This is a genomic window from Peptoniphilus pacaensis, assembly GCF_900088125.1.
In the GTDB taxonomy this organism is placed as follows: domain Bacteria; phylum Bacillota; class Clostridia; order Tissierellales; family Peptoniphilaceae; genus Aedoeadaptatus; species Aedoeadaptatus pacaensis.
Window position 1 is genome coordinate 1,720,380 of record NZ_FLQT01000003.1, and the last position, 23,701, is coordinate 1,744,080.

At 48.9% G+C, this 23,701-nt stretch carries 25 protein-coding genes; 4 read left to right on the forward strand and 21 right to left on the reverse strand.

Going from position 1 to position 23,701, the window contains the following annotated elements; all coding sequences use genetic code 11:
• Positions 1-25: 25 nt before the first annotated feature.
• From prfA to BN7444_RS08355, 12 genes are all read right to left on the reverse strand, one after another.
• A complete protein-coding gene (gene prfA / locus BN7444_RS08300; RefSeq protein WP_068458120.1) occupies positions 26-1,093 on the reverse strand; it encodes a peptide chain release factor 1 in 1,068 nt (355 codons plus the stop codon).
• Complete coding sequence (prmC, locus tag BN7444_RS08305; RefSeq protein ID WP_068458122.1) at positions 1,086-1,910, reverse strand: peptide chain release factor N(5)-glutamine methyltransferase; 825 nt, start codon at positions 1,908-1,910, stop codon at positions 1,086-1,088. The genes prfA and prmC overlap by 8 nt, the downstream gene beginning before the upstream one ends.
• Positions 1,901-2,827 (reverse strand): DUF1385 domain-containing protein, encoded by a 927-nt coding sequence (locus tag BN7444_RS08310; RefSeq protein WP_068458123.1) that lies wholly within the window; start codon positions 2,825-2,827, stop codon positions 1,901-1,903. The genes prmC and BN7444_RS08310 overlap by 10 nt, the downstream gene beginning before the upstream one ends.
• A 49-nt stretch (positions 2,828-2,876) precedes the next feature.
• Positions 2,877-3,077, reverse strand: coding sequence for a 50S ribosomal protein L31 (gene rpmE / locus BN7444_RS08315; RefSeq protein ID WP_068458125.1), 201 nt, complete (start codon positions 3,075-3,077; stop codon positions 2,877-2,879).
• A gap of 80 nt (positions 3,078-3,157) precedes the next feature.
• The gene (gene glpX / locus BN7444_RS08320; RefSeq protein ID WP_068458127.1) at positions 3,158-4,126 is read right to left on the reverse strand and encodes a class II fructose-bisphosphatase; all 969 of its coding nucleotides are present in this window, start codon (positions 4,124-4,126) and stop codon (positions 3,158-3,160) included.
• A complete protein-coding gene (fsa, locus tag BN7444_RS08325) occupies positions 4,119-4,775 on the reverse strand; it encodes a fructose-6-phosphate aldolase (protein WP_068458129.1) in 657 nt (218 codons plus the stop codon). The genes glpX and fsa overlap by 8 nt, the downstream gene beginning before the upstream one ends.
• On the reverse strand, positions 4,775-5,632 hold the full coding sequence (locus tag BN7444_RS08330) for a class II fructose-1,6-bisphosphate aldolase (RefSeq protein WP_068458131.1): 858 nt from the start codon (positions 5,630-5,632) through the stop codon (positions 4,775-4,777). The genes fsa and BN7444_RS08330 overlap by 1 nt, the downstream gene beginning before the upstream one ends.
• Position 5,633: 1 nt before the next feature.
• Positions 5,634-6,122, reverse strand: a complete 489-nt coding sequence (gene ispF, locus BN7444_RS08335) for a 2-C-methyl-D-erythritol 2,4-cyclodiphosphate synthase (RefSeq protein WP_068458133.1) — start codon at positions 6,120-6,122, stop codon at positions 5,634-5,636.
• Complete coding sequence (gene ispD, locus BN7444_RS08340; protein ID WP_068458135.1) at positions 6,119-6,820, reverse strand: 2-C-methyl-D-erythritol 4-phosphate cytidylyltransferase; 702 nt, start codon at positions 6,818-6,820, stop codon at positions 6,119-6,121. Before ispD ends, ispF begins: the two co-directional genes overlap by 4 nt.
• Positions 6,813-8,267 carry a peptidoglycan D,D-transpeptidase FtsI family protein gene (locus tag BN7444_RS08345; protein WP_068458137.1) on the reverse strand — a complete coding sequence of 485 codons (1,455 nt, stop codon included), beginning with the start codon at positions 8,265-8,267 and terminating at the stop codon, positions 6,813-6,815. Before BN7444_RS08345 ends, ispD begins: the two co-directional genes overlap by 8 nt.
• Positions 8,248-9,516, reverse strand: a complete 1,269-nt coding sequence (locus BN7444_RS08350) for an FtsW/RodA/SpoVE family cell cycle protein (RefSeq protein WP_068458140.1) — start codon at positions 9,514-9,516, stop codon at positions 8,248-8,250. The genes BN7444_RS08345 and BN7444_RS08350 overlap by 20 nt, the downstream gene beginning before the upstream one ends.
• A 4-nt stretch (positions 9,517-9,520) precedes the next feature.
• On the reverse strand, positions 9,521-9,955 hold the full coding sequence (locus BN7444_RS08355; protein ID WP_068458141.1) for an FHA domain-containing protein: 435 nt from the start codon (positions 9,953-9,955) through the stop codon (positions 9,521-9,523).
• A gap of 131 nt (positions 9,956-10,086) precedes the next feature.
• Between BN7444_RS08355 and BN7444_RS08360 the strand changes: the two genes are divergently transcribed.
• Genes BN7444_RS08360 through BN7444_RS08375 form a run of 4 tightly spaced genes read left to right on the forward strand, consistent with a single transcriptional unit; the run spans position 10,087 to position 12,220 of the window.
• Entirely contained in the window at positions 10,087-10,689 is a 603-nt protein-coding gene (locus BN7444_RS08360; protein WP_068458144.1) for a regulatory protein RecX, read from the forward strand.
• The gene (locus BN7444_RS08365; RefSeq protein WP_068458145.1) at positions 10,677-10,964 is read left to right on the forward strand and encodes a GIY-YIG nuclease family protein; all 288 of its coding nucleotides are present in this window, start codon (positions 10,677-10,679) and stop codon (positions 10,962-10,964) included. Before BN7444_RS08360 ends, BN7444_RS08365 begins: the two co-directional genes overlap by 13 nt.
• Positions 10,942-11,730 carry a threonine/serine exporter family protein gene (locus BN7444_RS08370; RefSeq protein ID WP_068458146.1) on the forward strand — a complete coding sequence of 263 codons (789 nt, stop codon included), beginning with the start codon at positions 10,942-10,944 and terminating at the stop codon, positions 11,728-11,730. The genes BN7444_RS08365 and BN7444_RS08370 overlap by 23 nt, the downstream gene beginning before the upstream one ends.
• A 1-nt stretch (position 11,731) precedes the next feature.
• A complete protein-coding gene (locus BN7444_RS08375; RefSeq protein ID WP_068458148.1) occupies positions 11,732-12,220 on the forward strand; it encodes a threonine/serine exporter family protein in 489 nt (162 codons plus the stop codon).
• Positions 12,221-12,267: 47 nt separating this feature from the next.
• Here BN7444_RS08375 and BN7444_RS08380 read toward each other — a convergent pair whose 3' ends face one another.
• Genes BN7444_RS08380 through scfB form a run of 9 tightly spaced genes read right to left on the reverse strand, consistent with a single transcriptional unit; the run spans position 12,268 to position 23,695 of the window.
• On the reverse strand, positions 12,268-12,684 hold the full coding sequence (locus BN7444_RS08380) for a SoxR reducing system RseC family protein (RefSeq protein WP_068458150.1): 417 nt from the start codon (positions 12,682-12,684) through the stop codon (positions 12,268-12,270).
• A 4-nt stretch (positions 12,685-12,688) separates the two neighbouring features.
• On the reverse strand, positions 12,689-14,467 hold the full coding sequence (gene aspS, locus BN7444_RS08385; RefSeq protein ID WP_068458152.1) for an aspartate--tRNA ligase: 1,779 nt from the start codon (positions 14,465-14,467) through the stop codon (positions 12,689-12,691).
• 8 nt (positions 14,468-14,475) lie between these two features.
• Complete coding sequence (locus BN7444_RS08390) at positions 14,476-16,008, reverse strand: Mur ligase family protein (protein WP_068458153.1); 1,533 nt, start codon at positions 16,006-16,008, stop codon at positions 14,476-14,478.
• Positions 16,005-17,384, reverse strand: coding sequence for a coproporphyrinogen dehydrogenase HemZ (gene hemZ / locus BN7444_RS08395; protein WP_082941327.1), 1,380 nt, complete (start codon positions 17,382-17,384; stop codon positions 16,005-16,007). Before hemZ ends, BN7444_RS08390 begins: the two co-directional genes overlap by 4 nt.
• On the reverse strand, positions 17,381-18,001 hold the full coding sequence (locus tag BN7444_RS08400; protein WP_068458156.1) for an MBL fold metallo-hydrolase: 621 nt from the start codon (positions 17,999-18,001) through the stop codon (positions 17,381-17,383). Before BN7444_RS08400 ends, hemZ begins: the two co-directional genes overlap by 4 nt.
• Positions 18,001-18,450: a D-aminoacyl-tRNA deacylase gene (dtd, locus tag BN7444_RS08405; protein WP_068458158.1), complete on the reverse strand. Its 450-nt coding sequence runs from the start codon at positions 18,448-18,450 to the stop codon at positions 18,001-18,003. The genes BN7444_RS08400 and dtd overlap by 1 nt, the downstream gene beginning before the upstream one ends.
• Before the next feature lie 9 nt (positions 18,451-18,459).
• Positions 18,460-20,619 carry a RelA/SpoT family protein gene (locus BN7444_RS08410; RefSeq protein WP_068458161.1) on the reverse strand — a complete coding sequence of 720 codons (2,160 nt, stop codon included), beginning with the start codon at positions 20,617-20,619 and terminating at the stop codon, positions 18,460-18,462.
• Complete coding sequence (gene recJ, locus BN7444_RS08415) at positions 20,616-22,343, reverse strand: single-stranded-DNA-specific exonuclease RecJ (RefSeq protein ID WP_082941328.1); 1,728 nt, start codon at positions 22,341-22,343, stop codon at positions 20,616-20,618. Before recJ ends, BN7444_RS08410 begins: the two co-directional genes overlap by 4 nt.
• The gene (gene scfB, locus BN7444_RS08420) at positions 22,340-23,695 is read right to left on the reverse strand and encodes a thioether cross-link-forming SCIFF peptide maturase (RefSeq protein ID WP_068458164.1); all 1,356 of its coding nucleotides are present in this window, start codon (positions 23,693-23,695) and stop codon (positions 22,340-22,342) included. Before scfB ends, recJ begins: the two co-directional genes overlap by 4 nt.
• Positions 23,696-23,701 lie beyond the last annotated feature (6 nt).

The window sequence follows — 23,701 nt, forward strand, 5'->3', positions numbered from 1 at the left end:
GTTTTTGAGCTAACCGATAAGAGGTCTAGTCCACGCTTTCGATCTTCGCTGCTTGATCCGCCGCAGTCAGGGCATCAATGAGATCGTCCAGATCGCCGTTATTGATATCGTCTATGCGGTGACTGGTGTAATTGATACGGTGATCCGTCACACGGCCTTGAGGATAGTTGTAGGTGCGAATCCGTTCGGAACGATCGCCGGAGCCGATTTGGGATTTCTTTTCCTTGCTGACAGCATCTTCCTGTTTTTGAAGCTCCATATCGTAAAGCTTCGCCTTCAAAATTTTAAAAGCCTTGTCCTTGTTTTTCAATTGGCTCTTCTCGTCCTGGCAACTGACGACGATCCCCGTGGGTTCGTGGGTCAGGCGAACGGCGGAGTCCGTGGTGTTAACCGACTGGCCGCCGTTTCCGGAGGAGCGGAACACGTCGACCCGTACGTCGTTGGGGTCGATCTCGATCTCCACATCGTCGATTTCCGGCATGACGATGACCGTGGCCGTTGATGTATGAATGCGACCGGAAGATTCCGTTTCGGGCACCCGTTGCACACGGTGAACCCCCGATTCGTATTTTAGTCGGGAATAGGCGCCCTTGCCTTGAATCAAAAGAATGGCTTCTTTAAAACCGCCGATGCCGTTTTCGTTACTGGACATGAGCTCCGACTTCCAGTTGTGATTGTCGGCGTAGTGAATGTATTGGCGCAAGAGCACGCCGGCGAAAAGCGCCGCTTCGTCGCCGCCGGCACCGCCACGGATTTCGACGATGACGTTTTTGTCGTCGTTTTCGTCTTTGGGAATCAAGAGAATCTTCAATTCTTCTTCGATTTCAGCCAAGCGTTCTTCTTCTATCTTCAATTCCTCTTTCACCAGCTCGCGCATTTCGTCGTCGATCTTCTCGTCAAACATGCTCTTGTTTTCGGCGATGGCTTCGGAGGTTTCAGTATATTCTCTGTATTTTTTTACGATGGGTTCGATTTCCGCGTGTTCGATGGCCGTTTTTTGAAGCAATTTGCTGTCGCTTTGCACCTTGGGATCCATCATCATATCGTTTAATTCATTATAGCGATCTTCATATACCGATAAGTTTTCAAACATTTTCTATCCTCCCGTAAACGACGCGATCCAAACCGCTGAAATCTTTCTCGCAACCGATGGCCGAAAAACGATGTTCACGTAATAATTTTTCCACGTCTTCTCTCTGTTTGGCGCCGATCTCAAAAACCAGGTAACCGCCGCGATTTAAATACTTCGGAGCCTCAACCGTAATTTTTCGGTAGAAATCCAATCCGTCCTCACCGCCGTAGAGCGCCCCTTCCGGTTCGTAATCGGCGACGCTTTTATCCAGATTTTCCATTTCCTCGGCCGTAATATAAGGCGGATTGGAATAGATTATATCGTAAGTTCCCCGCACCTGTGTAAAAAGATCGGATTCCATAAAGCACACATTTTCTACGCCGTGATGCTTTGCGTTTAATACGGCAACATCCAGGGCATCGGATGAAATATCCACAGCATGAACCTGTGATTCGGGAAAAAGTCGAGCCAAGGTAATGGCCACGCAGCCGGAGCCCGTGCCGATTTCAAGGATGGACTCGGCATTCGGCGCCAGGGCTTTGATACAATCCACACTTCTTTCCGTATCGTAGCGGGGAATCAAGACCCTCTCGTCGACGTAAAATTTTTCGCCGTAGAAATATTCCTGTTTCAACGCATAGGCCATGGGCTTTCCACTTGCCATGTCGCCAATCACTCGACGCAACTCTGCAATTTCGGAATCCGTCAGATTTTTCTCCGGATAAAGAAGCAAGGCCTTTTGATCCAGTTGAAAGAGGGCGTCGAAGACAAGGTATGCGCGACGTCGATCCCCTTCTAAGGCCGCAGAAGCCTCTCCAAAGGCTTTCTTTACTTCCATAGGTCGCTTTCCCCTGCTTCGGGAAGAACCGCCTTTAAAGAGGCGATACCCACTTCGATTTGGCTGTCGTCCGGCTCGCGCACGGTGAAATGTTTTTGAATCATGAGGCCCGGGTAGCGCAGGGCCATAGTGAGGGGCGTGTCGTATTTGCCGATGAGACGGTTCACTTCATAGCTGATTCCCGCAATTAAGGGAAAGATTAAGATGCGCACGAGGATGCGACCGATAAAAGAAGGCCAGCCGAAGAAGGACAATATAATGACCGATAAGATCAACACCATAAACAAAAAGCTGGTTCCGCATCGAGGATGCAGACGGGAATACTTCCGTACTTCCTCCACCTCCAAGGGTGCGCCGGCCTCGTAGCACGCGATGGATTTATGCTCCGCCCCGTGGTACTCGAAGACGCGGCCGATATCTTTTTGTTTAGAGATTAATGCCATATAGGCAAAGAAAATTCCGATACGGAAAACCCCTTCCACCAGATTCAGCAGAAAGGAACTTTCAATATGGCGTTGGAAGAATGTGGCCAGTGCGTTAGGAAGCACCATGAAAAAAAGAACGGCTAATAAAAACGAAAAAGCTACCGTAAAAATCTGCTCCATCTTTTCGCCGTGTTCCGGGAAATGTTCTCTGAAAAAGCCTTCATCGGCCCCTTCCTCCTCTTCCCAAAAAGAGGCGGAATACATAATGGCATCAACGCCGATAACCATGGCCTCGATTAATTTCACGGCACCTCGCAATATAGGCCAATTTAAAAAGGGATACTTGTCGGCGACGCTCTTGTTCTTTCCCGTGCGAAGGGCGATCTCGCCGTCGGGCTTCCTTACGGCATACGCTGTCTTGGAAGGCCCCCGCATCATCACGCCTTCGATAAGGGCTTGGCCGCCGATGGTCGTCTTAAAGGATTCGTTCATAGATTGGTGAAACTCCTTAAAAAAAAGGCCCGCTTTCACGGGCCGTCTTTTATGATCTTTTGTATTTTTTGTTAAATTTATCAATACGTCCGCCCGTATCAGTAAACTTTTGACGTCCTGTGAAGAAAGGATGACATTCGGAACAAACTTCCACTTTTAAATCCTCTTTTACAGAGCCCGTCTTGAAGGTGTTGCCACATGCACAAGTGACCGTCGCTTCTTTGTATTCGGGATGGATACCTTTTTTCATCTGTCCACACTCCTTTCTCTAAAAATTTAATTCGTATTACTAACTTTTATAGGATAGCATACTTTCTTCTTTTTGTCAATTTACTTTGCGTACTCGGGCTTGTTCTTTAAATCGTGAACGCTGTCGATAAAGCGTACCGTCTTCGAAGGCAGCCGCAGTACCATGGATTGCGTCGTCGCCTTATTGTCCTTCATGTAGCGAACGCCCTTGAGCAAATCGCCGTTGGAGACACCGGTAGCGGCAAAGATCACTTCATCGCCCTTTACTAAGTCTTCAATGGTAAAGATCTTTTCGGGATCAGCGCCGCTTTTTGCGACACGTTCTTTTTGCGCATCGTCGGTAGCGACGAGCTTTCCCTGGAAGTCGCCACCGAGGCATTTTAAAGCAGCCGCTGCAATGACGCCTTCCGGTGCGCCGCCTATACCCATTATCATATCAATACCGCTCTCTTCAAAGCAAGTGTAAATGGCGGTAACGATATCGCCGTCTTTGATTTTTTTAATGCGGGCGCCGGTGGCGCGTATTTGTTTGATCAAATCGTCGTGTCTCGGACGATCGAGAACGGAAATGGTCATTTCCTCCGGAGCTTTGCCGATGGCTTCGGACACGCGACGAATATTTTCTTCTACGGAGTCTTCCAAGCGAATGGCCCCTTTAGCCTTGGGACCCGCGGCGATTTTTTTCATGTAGACGTCCGGTGCGTGCAACAAGCAGCCTTCCGGTGCCACGGCGACAACGGCTATGGCGTTGTTCATGCCGTTGGCGATGGCCGTCGTCCCGTCAATGGGGTCTACGGCAATGTCAACGGCTTCGTCGGATTGATGGCGCGTGCCGATTTCTTCACCGATATAAAGCATGGGCGCTTCGTCGATTTCGCCTTCGCCGATTACGACGGTTCCGCGAATGTGAACCGTATCAAACATGCGGCGCATGGCATCGACGGCAGCCCCGTCGGCGCCGTTTTTGTCGCCTTTTCCGAGAAAGCGTGCTCCGCTTAATGCGGCCGCTTCCGTTACCCGTGCTAAGTTTAAACTGAGATCTCTATCCATTGGCTCTCTTCGTCCCTTCAAAATCCTTGTTAAATTGATCGATGCCCTTGTCCGTCAAGGGATGTTTCAACATTTGCTTAAACACCTTGTAAGGCACGGTGGCGATGTGCGCCCCTGCCTCCGCCGCTTCTTTCACGTGCATGGGGTGGCGAATGCTTGCGGCGATCATTTCGCAGTCGTAGCCGTAGTATTCCATGATTTCCGAAAGGTCGTGTACCAATTCCATGCCGTCGTGGCCGATGTCGTCGAGCCGCCCGATAAATGGGCTGATAAATGAGGCGCCGGCCGCCATGGCTAAAAGACCTTGGTTTACGGAAAAAATCAAAGTGCAATTCGTGCGAATGCCTTCTTTTTTCAGGGTGCGTATGGCCTTCAAGCCTTCTTCGTTCATGGGAACCTTGATGACGATGTTCTTATGGATGGCGGCGAGCTTTTTTCCTTCGGCGATCATGCCCTCGGCATCCATAGCCGTCACTTCCGCACTGATGGGACCGTCGACGATGGATGCAATCTCTTCGATGACATCTTCGAAAACCACGTCCTTCTCCTTAGCGATAAGGGAAGGATTGGTGGTTACACCGTTCAGGACGCCCCAAGCTTCTATTTCTTTAATCTCCGCAATATTCGCCGTATCGATGAAAAACTTCATTATTTCCAAGCCTTTGCATCGCTGCCGAATACTTTGATTTTTTCCTTTACCGTTTCGGCCATGGCAGCGCGAGCCGGTTTCAAAATCTTTCTCGGGTCGATTTCATCGGGATTTTCGGTGACAAAAGCCTTTACCGAGCCGGCAAAGCTGGCGCGAATGTCCGTGTCGATATTGATCTTGCGAATCCCTGCGCCGACGGCTTTTTCCAAAGTGTCGTAGGGAACGCCGCTGGAGCCGTGAAGAACCAAGGGAACGCTGACGACGCGGTCGATTTCTTTAATGCGATCAATATCCACTTTCGGCTCGCCTTTATAGACACCGTGTGCCGTGCCGACGGCAATGGCCAAGCTATCCACACCGGTCTCTTCCACAAAAATACGGGCTTCTTCGGGATCGGTATAGGTGGCTTCCGCTTCAGAAACCACGATTTGATCTTCCGTGCCGCCGATTTTGCCCAGTTCAGCTTCCACGGAAACGCCGACGGCGTGCGCGATTTTTACGATTTCTTTCGTCAAGCGGATGTTTTCTTCCAGTTCGTGCTTCGATGCGTCGATCATCACGGATGTAAAGCCGTTGCGAATACAGCTCATGATTTCGTTAAAATCAGTGCCGTGGTCCAAGTGCAAAGCGATGGGCACGTCGATTTGTTGTGCCGTGGTCTTTACCAGGGATGTGATGTATTCGATGCCGGCATATTTAATGGCACCTTGAGATGCCTGTAAAATGACCGGAGCGCGAAGTTCATCGGCCGCTTGGGCGATGGCCTGAATAATTTCCATATTGTTGACATTAAAGGCGCCGACGGCATAACCGTGTTCGTCCGCATGTTGTAAAATTTGTTTTCCCGTTACTAACATTTTATCGTCCTTTCTTTTCCGAGGATTCCAAGAGCACCACCGCCATGGCGGTCATGCCTTCTCCCCTTCCTTCATACCCCATTTGTTCACTGGTCGTCGCTTTAATCGAGACGTCGCTTAAATCTTTTTCGCAAACCTCGGCGATGTTCTCCCGCATGGCGGTGATATAGGGCGCGAGCTTCGGCTTCTGAGCAATAATGGTCGCATCGATATTGCCGATAACATACCCTTCTTTCTTTACGAGGGCCATGACCTGCTTAAACATTTCCATGCTCGAAGCGTCTTTGTAGGCCGGGTCCGTATCCGGAAAATGCTTCCCGATATCGCCCATGGCCAAGGCGCCAAGGATGGCATCCTCGATGGCGTGAACGAGAACATCGGCGTCGCTGTGACCCAAGAGTCCTCGTTCATAAGGTATATCCACACCGCCGAGAACCAGTTTTCTTCCTTCGACTAATTGATGGACGTCGTATCCAATTCCAATTCTCATGTGCCCTTCCTATCTGAATAGATGGCGTCGGCAAAGATCAAATCTTCCGGCGTTGTGATTTTAATATTGTTATAGGAACCGCGAATTAACTTCACCTTTCGACCCGTCTTCTCCACCAGGGAGCAGTCGTCGGTTCCGTAGTAACCTTCGTCATAGGCCTGGATATAGGCTCGAACCAAAATATCCTTTTGAAAGCCCTGTGGCGTCTGAATGGCAAAGAGCTTCGACCGATCGGGGGTGACGCCGCTCCACCGTCCGTCTTCGCTGATTTTTACCGTATCTTTCATCGGAGTCGACAGGCAGCATGCGCCACTCTCCTCGGCTCCTTCGATAACCGCCAGCACTTCTTCTTTCGTTACGAAGGGTCTGGCACCGTCGTGGGTCAGGACGATACCGTCCCAGTCCCTTAAAAACTGAAGCCCTTCCCAAATGGTGTCCTGGCGTTCGTCGCCGCCGACGACCATGTAGATGCTGTGATTTAAGTCCATGTCTTCCAGAATATCTTTCATCATGGCTTCCTCGCCTTCGCGAATTAAAAGCACGAGAAAGGTAATTTCGTCCATGTCGTCGAATATTTCGATGGTGTGGCGCACCATGGGTTTGTCGTGAATCGGCAGATACTGCTTGTTCTGCTTTAGATTCATGCGCTTTCCCATGCCCGCTGCGGCGATCATGACGCAAACCTCGCGATCAATCATCGTCGTCCTCCAATTGAATGTCAGAGGCGTTGAAATCGATATTGTTTAGAGCATAGGCGATAATATCCCGTGCCATAGGTGCTGCCACACTGCCGCCGGATCTGCCCGCCTGCTCGACGATGACGGCGACGGCGATTTGCGGATCTTCTGCCGGCGCAAAGCCGATAAACCACGCGTGGTTTTCTCCGGACGCATTTTCCGCCGAACCGGTCTTGCCTGCCACTTGAGTATTTCTTAAAGCGGCTCTGCGGCCCGTCCCGTCTTGAACGACGGAGATCATATACTTGGTCAGCTTCTTTGCAATCTCCGGCGTGGTGGATTCGATTAACACCTTAGGCTCTTTCGTTTCAATAGCCGATCCTTTTGTGTCTTCCACTTCTTTAACCAAAATAGGTTGCATCATCTTCCCGTCATTGGCCACCGCCGATGCGACCATGGCCATGTGAAGGGGCGTCGCCAAGACATCCCCCTGCCCTATAGCCGATGCGGCTAAAGTCGTTTTCGGCAAATTCTTTTTATAGTCAAAGACCGAAACCGACACGGGCAGATCGAAGGGAATTTTGCTGTTGAAGTAGAATTTATCGGCGGCCCCGCCCAGGTTGTCCTTTCCTAATTTCGAACCCTTTTCGACAAAATAAGTGTTGATGGATTTTACCAAGGCTTCTTGCAGATCCACGGAGCCGTATTGAGCGCCCTCAGCGTTTTTAAACGTTCGGCCGTCGATGACTTGAGAGCCTTTATCTTCATAGTCTAAATCGATGCGATCTTGACTTAAAAGAGACGTCGCAGTTATAAGCTTAAAAGTTGACCCCGGCGGGTAGCGACCGTTAATGGATCGATTCAGCAATGCGCCGGATTCATTCTTCTGCAGCTCGTTCCAATCCTGGGCGATGGTCGATGCATTAAAATCGGGTAAAGAGACCATGGCGTAAATTTCCCCGGTTTTCGGGTTCATGACCACGATGCTGCCTTTTTTCGCATTTTCTTCCAACATTTCCCGCGCCTTGGATTGGACTTGGGTGTCGATGGTAAGAACCAAGGAGTTGCCGTCTTGTTTTTTCGAGCGAATCATATCGGAAATCGCCTTTAAGGTGCGATTGCCGTTGCGATTCAACAAATAGTCGTTGTAAGAAGATTCCAAGCCGCTCTTTCCCAAAGAGGGATGAGAGTAGCCGATAATGTGGGAATACAAAATCGGATAGGCGTATTCCCTGCGGTAATTCCCCGGCTCCCCTTTCGACGTAGCCAGAACTTCGCCGTTGCGGTCGTAAATATCTCCGCGCTTAATCTGGGCCTCTTCAATATAGCCCCGACGATTTGACGGATTCTTCTTTACCTCTTCCGCCTGGAAGAAATAAAAGTAGGTCAAATAGATAATGCAAGATAAAAATAAAAGGATCAATCCGGCGAGCAAAATAATGATGCGCTTATTTTCTGATCGGTTCACTGCTCACCTCGCCTTTCATAATTTCCCGCTCGTATTTCCACGATAAGTCTTCCGATGCGACCTGTAAAATACCCAGGGCGATAAAGCTGGACAGGATCGAGCTGCCGCCGTAGGACATAAAGGGCAGCGTGATCCCCGTCATGGGTATCAGCTTGATGACGCCGCCGATATTTAAAAAGGCCTGGACGGAAATAAGCACCGTCGCCGAAATGGCGAGCATGCGATAAAACTTATACTCTTGCTCCAAAGCGATCTTGATGCCGCGATAGATTAAGAGGATGTACAAGAGGATAATAGCAAATCCCGCAAACAGACCCATTTCTTCGCATATAACCGGGAAGATGAAGTCCGATACGGCGACGGGTATTAACTCCGGATGGCCGAAGCCGATGCCGGCGCCGAAAAATCCCCCTTCCGCAATGGCAAAAAGAGATTGAACGATTTGTCTTCCCGTGCTGTAAGCATAGGTCCAGGGATCGAGCCAAATATCGATTCTGGTACGCACGTGGCCGAAAAGGAAGTAGCCCAGCACGCCCCCCAAAGCCAAAAGGCCCAGGTTGATGAAAAAGGCCTTAATGTCCGGGTCGTAGACGAATTGAATGGCGATGTACATGGCCATAAACAGAACGGCTGTCCCCAAATCCCGCTGAATAAACAAAAGCAGGACGAAAAAGTAAATAACCGCCATGATGATATAGCTGGTGTAGGGATATTTCTTGTATTTTTCGTAATTGCTGTAAAAGCTGCCTAAGATAAACATAAGCAGGATCTTGATAAACTCCGTCGGTTGAAAGACGATGGACCCGATACTGAGCCAGTTTCTCGCACCCCGCACGGTATTGCCGAATATCAGCGTCGATAGAAACAACAGAACGCTGATCAGTAAGGCTAGAGAGCCGTAGCGTTCAACCCGAGGAACGATGCGAACGACAAAGTAAGTGGCGTAAAAAAACAATACCCCTATAAATGCCCATTGAAGTTGCTTAATCCCCGTCTCCGGCTGAATGCGGAAAATCGTGATTATGCCGATGGTCAAAAGAAGGGATACGATTAAGAAAATGTAATTATCGCCGGTGGTAATTTTTCCCAGGATAAAATTGGAAATGTAGATGACAAAAATAAGACCGCCCGTTAAAAATAACAACTGGCGATCCAGATGCCCTTCGTAGGTGTAAAAAACCAATGCGATGGACAAAATTTCTAAAACGAGCAGTATGTCTCGCGGACGTCTGAAAATTTTTTTATCCACTGTATCACCTACTTTGGTCGACAAATAAGAATTGAATGAAACCTACGCCGATGCGGTCGCCGTTCTTCAATTCCGTTTCCTCGTGAAGGGTTTGGCCGTTTAAAAAGGTTCCGTTGGCGCTGTTTAAATCGCGAATGTAATAGTGGCCGTTTTCCTTTTCAATGAGCAAATGATTCTTCGAAACGAAATTATCTTTAATGACGATGTCATTTTTACTGCTCCGTCCCAATTTCGTTAAGCCGCGCAAGACGTAGTATTCCTGCATTTTAAAGTTCAGTGAATCCAATCGATTGACGACTTTCAAATACGCTTCATCCTTGCCTATATCCATGGACTGCATGGAGCGAATATCTAAGTAAATCATGCGAATGATCGTAAAAATAAACAGGTATATAATCAGAATGAAGATGTATTTGAAAATCTGTGATATTATTGCCATTCCGCACCTCTTCTCAATTTTACATAAATAGTATCACAGCAAGGGTTCATTTTCAACGTTTCCGCAGCTTCAAAGGCCGGGAACATCGAGAAGAAAAATCTAATTTATGTTAAAATATATCGGTGATACCTATGGAAATTATGAGAATAAAAAAAGAGGGCGGACGCTACGTCCTGCACCTTTCAAATAACGAAACACTGTCTCTGAAAGAGTCGGTTTTTGTTCGCCACAATTTATATAAGGGAAAGGAAATCGACGGGGATCAAATCGCCGCCATCGTCTTCGACGGCGAGCGACAAGACGGAATCGATCTCGCCTTGAAGAAATTAACCAACCGGAAAACAGAGCATGAAATTCGAACGCTTCTGTCTTCGGAAAATTTCGATGAAGAAGTCATCGATGAAGTCGTGAATTACTTAATCGAGTACGGCTTTGTGGACGACGAGTCCTATGCCCTCTTATTCTGTCGAGATAAACGAAACATTAACGGTTACGGGCCGGTAAAAATCGCCTATATCCTTCGCCAAAAGGGCGTCGACGATGCCACTATCGCCCGCGGCCTGGAAGAATATACGGCGGATGTGGAACAAGCGATGATCGCATCCATCGTCGAAAAAAAATACCTTCGCGACGGCATTCTTGTAAAGGAACGAGAAAAGATCATCCGCTTCCTCCTTTCGAGGGGCTTTCACTACAGCGAAATTAAAGAAGTGTTGAAGCGATGGAAAAACTGAGCAAACATTACGTCTATATACTTCTGTGTAGGGATGGCACTTTATATACGGGCTACACGACGGATCCCGCAAGACGCCTCGAGGAACACAATAAGGGCACGGGTGCCAAGTACACCCGCTCTCGCCTCCCCGTCTCCATGGTCTATATAGAAGAGGGAGAAGATCTGTCCTGGGGGCTTCGTCGCGAAGCCGCCATAAAGAAATTGACACGCAGAGAGAAATTAAAACTGATAGAGAAAGCAGGTGATATCCATGGAAAAACGCCACGTCGGTAATTTAAACGAAGCCAAGAGCATGATAAACTTGGCCATGATCACCGGTCAAATGCTGATAAAAAATGGTGCGGAAATTTACCGCTCCGAAGACACCATTGTGCGTATGTGCGCTTGTGTGGAAGAAATCCGAGAGGTGGAAGTCTTTGCCCTGAGTTCTGCGATCTTCGTATCCGCTCAGTACGAGGGCGAAACCATCACGATGTTTAAGGACATCAAAAACCAAGGCGTACACTTGTCCCGCATCGATGCCATCAATTCTTTTTCCAGAAATTTCGTATCCGGCACCATTTCTCTGGACGATGCCCGTAGTGAACTGCTGGCGATTTCCTCTATGGAAAAATGTTCGCTACCCATGTCCATGTTTTTTATCGGACTCTGTAGTGCGTCTTTTGCTGTCATGTTCGGCGGGGATTGGTATGATTTCGGCTACACTTTCTTCGTCGGCATGGTATTAAGTTTTTGTATGCGCACTACTTCACGATACAATATAAATTTCTTCGCAGATACGCTCATCGGCACCATGGTCGTGTCCATCCTCGCATTTATCGGAGCAAATGCTACGAATCGGCTTCATATGGACATGATCATTATCGGATCCATTATGCCTTTAGTCCCCGGGATGCAAATCACCAATTCACTCAGGGACATTATGAGCGGGGACTTTGTCTCCGGCATGATCGGAATTACAAAGGGAATTTTCGTCGCTCTCGCCATCGCATTAGGCGTCGGCTTTATTTTAAACATACAAAAGATTATCGGAGGCTGATATGGAACTGTCTAAACTTATTTTGATGTTTGTCGTTTCAGTGGCATCGACTATCGGCTATGCGGTGCCCGTGGAGGCGCCGAAGCGTTCCTTAATCCCCAGTGCCTTGAGCAGCGGCTTCGCTTATTTAATTTATTTGAAAATTATAGACTTGGATGGCAGTGCGTTTTTCGGCGCCTTCGTTGCCGCACTTATTATGGGAATTTTAGGCGAATTTTTCTCTCGACACTATAAAATGCCCGCCACGATTTTTGTTTTGCCCCAATTGATTACATTGGTCCCCGGGGGCGGCATGTATTACACCATGAGCTATTTGATTCAGGACAATATGGAATTTTTTGTGCGGGAAGGCGCCAATACTTTCTCTATCGCCGTCGCTCTCTCTTTGGGCATCGTAGCGTCCAGTTTGTTCTCCAGGTCCCTTCGAGCCTTTCGCAAGCGGTCTTTGCACAATGCCCGGCCCATCTTTCACAAATCTAAATCATTTTAGCCCATTGGCTCAACATAAAAAATCCATGCGCGAAGCATGGATTTTTTTCATAGTATTCGAATCATTTTCAGACGGGCCGCGTCGCCGTGTTTTTTGTCTACAGACTTTAAAATAAAGAAACTGATGACCAAAGATAAGGCGCCCAGTATAAAGACATATAGATCGCGCTTCGGCAAGGCATCGGGCAGGAGGAGCTGCCCCAGGCCGATGGCAAGCAAGAAGACGATCAGGGGAATGCCGTAGACTCTATAAATCGAGTGGAGGACGAAATGGTCGTTGACGAACAACTCCACGCTGTCCCCTTCTTTGGCGTTTAAATCATTGGGTACGGAGATAAACTCCGACTTCGATTCACAGGCCGAACTCGAGCAGGTGGCGCAGGCGGAACCGCAGGCGCCTTTTCTGCTCACCTCCATGTAAGCCAGTCCGTTTTTTACAGATAAGATACGTCCAATTTGGATCATGAGATCACTCCTCTATGACGTGAATGTGAACTTCCTCTAGTTGTTTTTCAGGCAAAGCCACGGGTGCTCCGGTGAGTAAGTCGCTGGCCGATTGAGTTTTCGGGAAGGCGATGACGTGGCGCATGTTCTTTTCTCCGGTTAAAAGCATGATGAGGCGGTCGAGACCGTATGCCAGGCCACCGTGCGGCGGTGCCCCGTAGCGGAAAGCTTCGATGAGGAAGCCGAACTTCTCTTCCGTTTCTTCCTTGGTAAATCCGAGGGCTTTAAACATGCGGGATTGCACTTCGCTATCGTGGATACGGATGGAGCCGCCGCCCATTTCATCGCCGTTAATGACGATGTCGTAGGCTTTCGCGCGGCAAGCGCCGGGATCGGATTCCAGCTTATCCAGGTCTTCGTCCATAGGTGATGTAAAGGGGTGGTGCTTGGCCACGTAGCGCCCTTCTTCTTCGTCGTATTCGAATAAGGGGAATTCGACGATCCAAAGAGGTGCTATCACATCTTCGGGAATGAGACCCATCTCATTGGCAATGTGATTTCTTAAATTGCCCAGAGCCGCATAAACCGTGTCGTTTTTGTCCGCAACAAAGAGAACCAAATCGCCGACCTTTGCTTCGAGCTGATTAAGAATTGCATCCATGGTGTCGTCGCCGATGAATTTTAAAATAGGCGATTGGATTTCGTCCTCTTTCACCTTGGCCCAGGCCAGTCCCTTCGCCTTGAAATCTTTGACGAAGGCTTCCAGCTTGTCTATTTTCTTCCGGGAGTAAGCTTCCGCCCCGCCTTCGACGACGATTGCGCGAACGCTGCCTCCGCTTTCCACTGCGGAGGTAAATACTTTAAAGTCGCAATCCTTCACCAGTTCGGAAACGTCTTTCAGCTCCATGCCGAAGCGCACGTCCGGTTTATCCACGCCGTAGCGATCCATGGCTTCTTGATAGGTCATGCGATTAAAGGGAATGGTTAAATCCTTGTTCAGAACCTCTTTAAAGAGCATTTTTAAATAACGCTCGTTGACGTCGATTATGTCTTCCATTTCGACGAAACTGAGCTCCATGTCGATTTGCGTAAATTCCGGTTGGCGGTTAAAGCGCAGGTCTTCGTCTCTGAAGCAGCGGGCGATTTGAATGTAGCGATCGAATCCCGCCACCATAAGCATTTGCTTCATGAGCTGCGGCGATTGAGGCAGCGCGTAGAATTCGCCTTCGTGGATACGGCTGGGCACCAAGTAGTCCCGAGCCCCTTCCGGCGTCGGCTTGTTTAACATAGGCGTTTCCACTTCGACGAAGCCTTCGCTGTCGAAGAAATCCCGTGTCAATTTATATACGCGGGAGCGGGTGCGCAAAATTTCCTGGCTTTTCGGCTTTCTCAAGTCGAGGGCCCGGTACTTCAGGCGCAAGTCGTCGGAGACGTCATCGTCGTCTTTTACATAAATGGGAGGAACGTCGGATTCGGATAAAATCTTCAGCTCCGTCGCCAAAATTTCGATCTTGCCCGTGGGGATTTGTTCGTTTACAGAGCTTCTCATGCGTACCTTGCCGACGACAGCGACGCAAAATTCCGAGCGCAGCTTCGTCGCCTTCTCGAAAATAGCCTCGTCCGTATCGCCGTCAAAGACCACTTGAACAATCCCCGTGTAATCGCGTAAATCGGCAAATACGATGGCGCCGAGATTTCTGGATTTTTGCACCCATCCCATGACCGTGACGCTTTCACCGATATGTTCTTCTCGTAATGTTCCGCAGAAATGGCTACGTTTTAAAGAGCCCAATGCTTCTCCCATGATGCCTCCTAACAAATTCTGTTTTCTATTTTATTCAACCAATAGGTTTTTTCTTCACCTTCGGATTGTTCGGCTAAAGTTTCCCACACGTACTTGGCGCCGTGGTCCATGCCTTGGCAGCCGGCCAACAAAAAGACGTCGTGCTCGCCGACTTTGTCCCACACTTTGGCGATGGCGCTTTTTAAATCGTCGACGACGGGTACGTCGTATCCGGCGTCTTTCATAACTTCGTAAAAAGCGGCCAGTTCGGAATCGGTGACCACGTCTTTCGAGGATACCACTTCCTCGCTTCGGGTGGCGTAAAAAGTCTTTAACGGCAATTTATCCATCCACTTCACCATTTCCAAAGCGTTGTCGCGATTAAGCGCCGCTCCCCTTCCGCCGCGAACGGCATAAAGGACGTGGAGATTTTTATAATCCATTTGACAAAGAGTCTCCAAGGTCACGGCGATGTTTTTTTCGTTGGCAAAGTGATCGTCCAGGATCATATAGTCTTTATTATAAATCAATTCGAAGCGTCTTTCGACCCCGGAAAAATTGCGAAGGGCCTTTTGAATCGTCGCCCCGTCGACGCCTTCCAGCAAACCGTAAGTAATGGCAATCATGGCATTGAGGACGGAGTGGTAGCCCGCCACTTCCAGCTCAATAGGAAGGACCACAGGATCCAAATTCCATTGGGAACTGTGATGGGCCTTTTTGACCACGTAATTAAATTTCGCAAAGCCCGTAGACAAATCGATGTCCTCGATGCCGATGGAGGCATCTTTTTCGATCCCTGCCGTTAAAACATCGCCCTTCGTCTTATCAACCAGTCCTTCAATAAGGGGCGCATCGATGTTTAAAATCACCGCCGTCTTCTCGTCGGCGTGGCGAATGAGGCGACTTTTGAAGTGGAAGTAATTTTCAAAGGTGCCGTGCTGTTCCAAATGCTCTTCGGAAATATTGTTGAAGCTGACGATGTCGTAGTCGATGCCTCTGCTTCGGTAAAGCTCTTGAGCAGAGGAGGATACCTCCATGACCACGACCTCGATGCCGGCATCCACCATGTCTCTCAAATGCTTTTGCAGGTGAATGCTTTCCGGCGTGGTCAAAATTGATGGAATAGATACGTCCTTGTACTGCACTTCCACCGTGCCCACGACGCCCACTTCATAGCCTGCCGCTTTAAAGATGTCTCGAATCATATAGGCGGTGGAGGTCTTTCCGTTGGTGGCCGTCACGCCGAAGACCTTTAATTCCTTCGACGGGTGATTGTAAAATATGCACGCCAAATCCGCCAGAGCTTTCCGCGGATTTTCTACGACGATTTGAGGAATATCGTCGTCTGTCAAGTGATCGACCACAGCCAATACGGCGCCGTTGGCCTTGGCTTTTTGAATGTAGTCGTGACCGTCGACCAAGACGCCTTTCATGGCGACAAAAATATCTCCCTGGCCGATCTCTCTGGAATCGTTGGCGATATGGGGTATGTCGAGATTTTCGTCGATCTCGCCTTTTCGATCTAATATTTCAATCCCGTCTAAAAGTGTTTTTAAAATCATAATCCTTCTCCCAAATACATGGCCTTTTTTCTCAATACTTCGCCGAAACGATCGGTGTAGTCCCGCATATTTCTGAAATTCGAAAACTTACGAATGGTTTTGCCCTCCCGGTCGACGAGTTTGGTCGTAGCAGACATGCCGACGCCGATGACGGAATGGATCTCCTCCATCATAATCATATTATACAAAGACTCCGTGCCTTCTTTCGCGTAACCGATGTTGGAGCCGTTGCCTAAAATTCGCTTTTGCCGATAGAGATAATAAGGCCGATAGCCTCTCTCCACCAAGTAATTCATGGTGTAGTCCTGCATGGCACCCGTGTTTTTTACGTACACGCTGTTGTTTTCAAAAATCTTCGAACCGTTCTTTAAAGACAGCATGTGAACCGTAATGTTTTCCGGATCCAATTCAGAAAGGCGGTCCAAAGTATAGGCCACCTCCTCCACCTCTTCGTCACCCAGTCCCAGAATCATATCCATATTGACCTGAAAATCGGTTTGTTCCCGGACGAGGGCGTAGGCCCTTAAAATGTCCTCCGGAGCATGAGGCCGCTTCACCGCTTTGAGGGTGCGCTCCACCATCGTCTGCGGATTAATGCTGATCCTCGTAATGGGATAGTTCGCGAGACTTTGCACCAGTTCTCTTGTAATGGTCTTCGGCCTTCCTGCTTCCAGGGTAAATTCCCGCGGCTTAAAATCATCGAGACAATTTAAAATCCGCTCAAGCTCCTTTATCGGAATAGAAGTGGGCGTTCCGCCTCCGATATAAATCGTCTCAGGCGGGCGCCCCACTTTTTCGAGAACAAAATCAAGCTCCCTCAGAAGGAAGTCCATATAGGCATTGACGGCTTCTTTATTGGCGCTGCCGATGGTGGGATAGCTGCAGTACTCACAGCGGGAGGGACAAAAGGGAATGTGGATGTATAGAGAATAGCCCCTTCCCAAGTATTCGTCGGCAAGACGAGATTCTCGCTTTGCGATTTCCATTAAGAGAGAAGCCATTTTCGGATCGACCAAGTAATCCTCCGTTAAGAGATTGAACGCTCCGTCGTCGCCTAAGCGTCTACGATGTTTCTGCAGAAATTTAATGGGTCTTGTTCCCGTCAGGCTTCCCCAGGCAGAAGCCTCTTTGTCAGGATGATCCACTTCTTTAGCAATCCATGCACTGATTTTTCGCTTGAGTGCAAATTCATCCGTCCCGGGGAAGGTGCGCTCGTAGCGATCGTCTCCGATCATTAAGGTCACGCGCTTGCTTTCGGCCAGTGTGTCGATGATTAAAAACAACTCGCCGGATATCTCGTATGCAGGAAAATAGATTCGAAGCAGCTCATAGAACGTGTGCAACTCCGAATCTGTACCGTTAACTACTCGTATCATAAGACCTGCCGCATAAACGGATTCATACGCTTTTCGTTTCCGATATTCGTGGGAAAGCCGTGACCGGGAAGAACTTTTAAGTCTTCGTCTAATTTGGAAAGCTTCGCCAGCGACTCCATAATGGCGGTTTCATCGCCGCCGGGAAAATCCGTGCGACCCATGGAGCCTTGGAATAAAGTGTCTCCACTGAACAGTATGTTTCCGTAAAGATAGCATACGCCGCCCGGAGTGTGGCCCGGGGTGAAGATGACTTTTACATCCCCCGCTTTAAAGTGAATGACATCGCCGTCTTTTAACAAGACATCGGGATTCTTGTCGGGCTGTTCTCCTCCCATCATGGCGATAAATTGCGGCGATTGATTGAGGAAATTCTCCAACTCATCCTTGTGCATATAGACCTTAACGCCGAGGTCGTCCCGCACTTTATTCAATGCCGAAATGTGATCGAAATGACCATGGGTGAGCAAAATACCTTCGATGGATAGTTCCAAGCGTTTCACGCGATCCAAAATCTTTTCAGGCTCCGCCCCGGGATCGACGATAAAACCGTTTTTGGCATCGTCATAGACCAGGTAGCAATTGGTGGTTCCACCCACCAAAAGAGCATCGATGGTCATTAAAAGCTCCTTTCACTGTCGATTAAAATAGTCACCGGCCCGTCGCCGACCATGTCGATGGCCATGTCCGCACCAAAGCGTCCGCGAGCCACCTTGTGGCCTTTCGATTCGATGTATGCAATCAGCTCCTCATACATGGGCTCAGAAACGTCGCCTTTCGCCGCACGAATGTAGCTGGGACGCATGCCCTTCCTGGCGTCGCCGTACAAGGTGAATTGGCTCACCACCATAATTTCTTTTCCGCTGTCGGCCACATTGACATTCATGACGCCGTTTTCGTCGTCGAAAATTCGCAGCCCCATAATTTTATTGCCGATGTATTCCATATCTTTCTTCGTGTCTTCGTCGGTGACGCCGACGAGTACCATCAGTCCCGCACCGATGGAAGAAACCTCTTCCGCTTCGACGGAAACTTGTGCCCTCTTAACCCGTTGAACCACTGCTCGCATAATTCCTCCTTAACCGCTTACTCGATAGACTTCATAGACATTTTCTACTTTTTCCAGTTTCTTCAAGAGACGTGACAGTTCGTCGATATGATGAATTCGCACCACCGTCCGTATGATCAAATTGTGATCCTTGTCCTCTCGTGCGGAGAGGTTTTGAATATCCAAGCGGGAATCGTGAATCCGATTGGCTATATCCGCCAACACATTATTTTTTGCGGCGGCGCGGATTTCGATTTCGGCACTGTAGGTTTCGCTGTCGTCGAATTCCCAACGCACGGGAATGAGCCGATCTTCGTTCAAATTATTTTTCAGATTAATGCAATCGGATCGGTGGATGCTAATGCCCCGACCCATGGTAATAAAGCCGACGATTTCATCGCCCGGTACCGGCGTACAGCACTTGGCGATGCGCACTTTGACATTGTCGATGCCTTTAACGACAATGCCTCCCGTATTGCGATGATCCCTCTTGTCCTCTTGCAAGGCGATGTCGTCCACAGACATATTTTCCGCCATGGACTTGCGCTTTTCTTCCTTGACATACTCTTCCAGCTTCGCCGTCACTTGGCGCACGCTCATGCTGCCGTAACCGATTTGTGCGTAGAGGTCGTCTAAATTGTCGTATTTGAGACGCTGCCGCACTTCTTCCATCCACTCGTCACGAATGAATTCGGCAGGTTTGTAGCCGAGGCGCTTCGCCTCTTGCTCGATCATGGTCCGGCCTTTTTCGATATTCTTGTCCCGGTCCTTGACTTTAAAATACTGTCTGATCTTCGTGCGGGCCTGAGGACTGGCGACGATGGAGAGCCAGTCCAAAGAGGGCTCGGAATTTTTATTGGTAATGACCTCGACGATCTCCCCATTTTTCAATTTGTGACTGAGAGAAACGATGCGGCCGTTGATTTTCGCGCCGACACAGGTGTTACCCACATCCGTATGGACGCGATAGGCGAAGTCGATGGGAGTGGAATTGTCCGGCAAGTTAATGACATCGCCGTTTGGCGTAAAGACAAAGACCTCATCGGCAAAAAAGTCCACCTTCAGAGTTTCCATAAACTCGTTTGGATCCTTCAGATCCTTTTGCCATTCCAAAAGCTGTCTGAGCCAGGTCAGATTTTCGTCGAAACTCGTGGATTTCTTAGCGCCTTCTTTGTATTTCCAGTGGGCGGCGATCCCGTATTCCGCCGTTTTGTGCATTTCCCAGGTGCGGATTTGTACTTCAAAGGTCTCGCCATTGTCGTCGATAACGGTTGTGTGCAGGGACTGGTACTTGTTTTGCTTCGGCATGGAAATGTAATCCTTAAACCGGCCGGGAATGGGCTTGTACATGGTGTGTACTACGCCCAATGCCCCGTAGCAATCCTTCACGTCGTCGACGAGAATGCGAATGGCCTGTAAGTCGTAAATTTCTTCAAAGGTCTTGCCTTTTTTCATCATCTTTTTGTAGATGCTGTAGAAATTCTTCGGACGTCCGTTAATGTCGGCGGCGATGCCCATGCGCTTCAGCTGTTTGGAAATATCGTCGATTAAAGATTGGATAATTTCTTCCCGCTCGCTGCGGCGTCGCTGAACCATATCCACTAGATTATAGTAGTTTTCCGGATCCAAATAGCGCAGAGACAAATCCTCAAGCTCGCTTTTCACCCGGCTCATACCTAAGCGGTCGGCAAGGGGCGCATAGATCTCGATGGTCTCCAGGGCCTTGTCGTGCTTTTTCTCAGGCGTCATGTATTCCAAGGTACGCATATTGTGTAAGCGGTCGGCAAATTTGACGATGACCACGCGAATGTCTTTCGCCATGGCAAGAACCATTTTGCGAATATTCTCCGCCTGCTTTTCCTGCTTCGTTTGGTATGAGAGCATTTTTAATTTCGTCACGCCCTCCACCACCACGGCCACTTCTTCTCCGAAGCGCTCCTCTACTTCTTCATAGGTCACATCGGTGTCTTCAATGGTGTCGTGCAGAAGGCCGGCGATGATGGTGGTAATATCCATATTCATTTCCGCTAAAATAAGCGCAACATTATAAGGGTGAACGATGTAGTCCTCCCCTGAATTGCGCTTTTGGCCCTTATGATGAGCTTCGGCAAAGGCATAGGCCTCGCGAACTTTATCTACATCCCCGTCGGGATTGTAAGACAAAATCTTTTCAATCAATTGTTCAATCATTTCATCACCGTTTTAGATCGTCTCAAATCTTCGATTTGAAATTGTAATGTGTTCCTATTGTTAAAGGTATCGATGGTGGGAATATAAGCCATGTCCACGCAGAGGCTCCCGTTCGGCGCCTTGGTCTCATTAGCAAAGGCTATAAAATCCTCCGCCTCCATAAACATGACGCCGTCGTAGCGGGCGTTTTTATAGAAAAGCTCGAGCTTAATAACATTTCTATTCTTACCGAAAATTCGGTACTGCGAAACATAGACGCCGGTGGCGCCGAAAAGGGGCTTCGGATTGCCGTTGCCAAAGGGCTTCAGCCGATCCAATCGCTCCACCGTTTCAAAACTCACCTTGTCGAGGGGCATAATGGCATCGAGCCGCACACGAGGGACTAAATCCCGGGGATCCAAATCGCTCTTTTCGATGGCGTCCAGTTTAAAGGCGATGTATTGGTCTTTTCGTAAACTCAGACCACATGCCATGGCGTGGCCGCCGAAAGATGTGAGATACTTTTCGCTCTCGCGAATTTTCTCCACCATATTGTAAGCTTCGATGCTTCTGCCGGAACCTTTAAGGCCGTCTTTTCCTGACGTCAACACGATACAGGGGCGGTAATACTTGCCCTTGATGCGCCCGGCGATAATGCCCGCAATACTTTCGTCGATGGTTTCGTCTTTTAAAATATAAATGGGCTGCACCTTTTCCTTGGGATTAGCCAGCTGCTTTTCTAAACGAAGCAGCCCTTCCGTCGTCAAGGCTTGGCGCTTTTGATTTAATTCACGCAAATAAAGGGCGGTCTTTTCGGCAAAAGACGGGTCGTCGGATAAAAACAGTTCCACCGCATCGGCTGCCGTGTCCAGTCGGCCTGCCGCATTGATCGTCGGCCCCAAAATAAAACCTAAATGGTAGGCGCCGATATCTCCTTTGATCTTTGCCGCATCTCTTAACGCATTAAAACCTATATTTTCCGTACGGTTCAATTGTGCGAGGCCGCAGGTGACCAGGTCCCGGTTTTCACCGACAAGCTCCATTACGTCGCAAACGGTGGCCAGGGCGGCAAAGCCTATAAGGTCTTCGTCCATGGCTTCCGTTTGTCCCGAGATGGTATATAGATAGTTTACAAAATAAAAGGCCAGTGCACCACCGCATAAGCCTTTAAAAGGATAGTTGCAGGCCGATTGATGAGGATTAATAATGGCATCGGCTCTCGGTAGCACCTCTTCCCCGTCCCGACGCACAATTTGGTGGTGATCGATGACGATGAGCTTCAGACCCAATTCCTTCGCCCGTTCGATGGCGTCGAATTGAGCGATGCCGTTATCACAGGTAATGATCATCTCCACGCCGTCGTGCTTGGAGTCTTCCGCCATAAAAGGCTGCATGCCGTAGCCGTCTTCCCTGCGATGGGGCAAGCGGTAATCCACGTCATAGCCGAGACCCCGGAGCCCCTTCATAAGGATGGTGGTGCTCATGACGCCGTCACAATCGTAATCGCCGATGATGCGAATTTTTCCCTTGACGCCTTGAACCAGATTCCCCGCCTTCACCATATCTTTCATGGTAATGGCGGAATGCAAATGCTCCATAGAAGGGTGAAGGAAGTTTAAAATCTTTTCCTTCGTATCCACGCCGCGGTTGACTAAGACGCGAAATTCCCACTCCTGCAGACCCATGGCGCGGAAGTCGATGGCTTCTTTCGCTTGTTCATTTTTTACGGACCAATATTTCATCATTCACTCTGTTCGTTGGCATAGACGCTTAAAGCGCATTCCAGTCGTTTTCGTTCCATTTGGCAGCCGATGTCGAAGGGTTCGTAAATATCGCCGTTGTTGTGGTAAGCATTGGCGTGGCAACCACCGCTGCAAAAATATTTTGCCCAGCACTCGCCACAGGTTTCTTTGTGAAACACATCGGCCTTGTGGAAGTGGTCTTGCAGATCTTTGTTCACGATGCCGTCGCCCACATTGCCCAGCAGGAAATCTTCCTCGCCTACAAATTGGTGGCAGGGATAAATATCGCCAGTCGGCGTTACGGCCACGTATTCACTGCCGGCGCCGCAGCCGATACTTTTTTTATAGGCACAGGGTCCGCCTGAAAGATCGATCATGTAGTGGAAAAAGAGAAAATCGGGATCGTCTTTGCGAATGCGAAGGTACTCTTCGCTGAGTTTTTCGTATTCTTTTAAAATTTGATCCAGATGTTCCTCGCGAATGGCGTATTCCTCGTTGGGATCGGTAACTACCGGTTCCATGGACGTCTTTTCAAAGCCCAAATCGTGGAAAAGCATGACGTCTTTGGAAAAGTCCAAATTGTGATTAGTGAAGGTGCCGCGAATGTAGTAGTCCTTGTCGCCGCGAGAGGCGATGAGTTTTTGAAACTTCGGCACGATGGTATCGAAGCTGCCTCTTTTGTTCACCGTGGGACGCATGGCGTCATTAATTTCCTTGCGACCGTCGATGGAAAGAACCACATTGGCCATTTCCCGATTCAAGTACTCGATGTTTTCGTCGTCGAGGAGAATCCCGTTGGTCGTCATGGTAAAGCGGAAATGTTTCCCATACGCCTTTTCGCGCTCTCTGCCGTAGGCCACCAGCTCTTTGACCACGTCGAAATTCATCATGGGTTCGCCGCCGAAAAAGTCTACTTCTAAATTGCGGCGGCTACCGCTGTTCTCTAAGAGAAAATCCAAGGCCTTTTTACCGGTTTCAAGATCCATGACCATGCGCTCGCCGTGAAAGTCCCCTTGGGAAGCGAAGCAATAGGCGCAGCGCAAATTGCAATCGTGAGACACGTGCAAACACATGGCCTTAATATGGCAATGAGGATTAAACCCGCTTAAATCGACGGGCGTATCTTCGGCATAGAGCAGACCTTCCTCAATCAGGTAGTCCAACTCGTCATAACCCTCGGACAGAGCATCGGAATCGTAACGAGCTTTGTATTTTTCTACAATCGCCTTTTTGCTCATGTCCAACATATCCGCCGCCATATCGAAAATCATATCGTCGACGACATGAACCGAACCGGACGCCACATCCAGAATAATATTCTTGCCATTTCCTTGAAAACGATGAATTTTACGCACAAATTT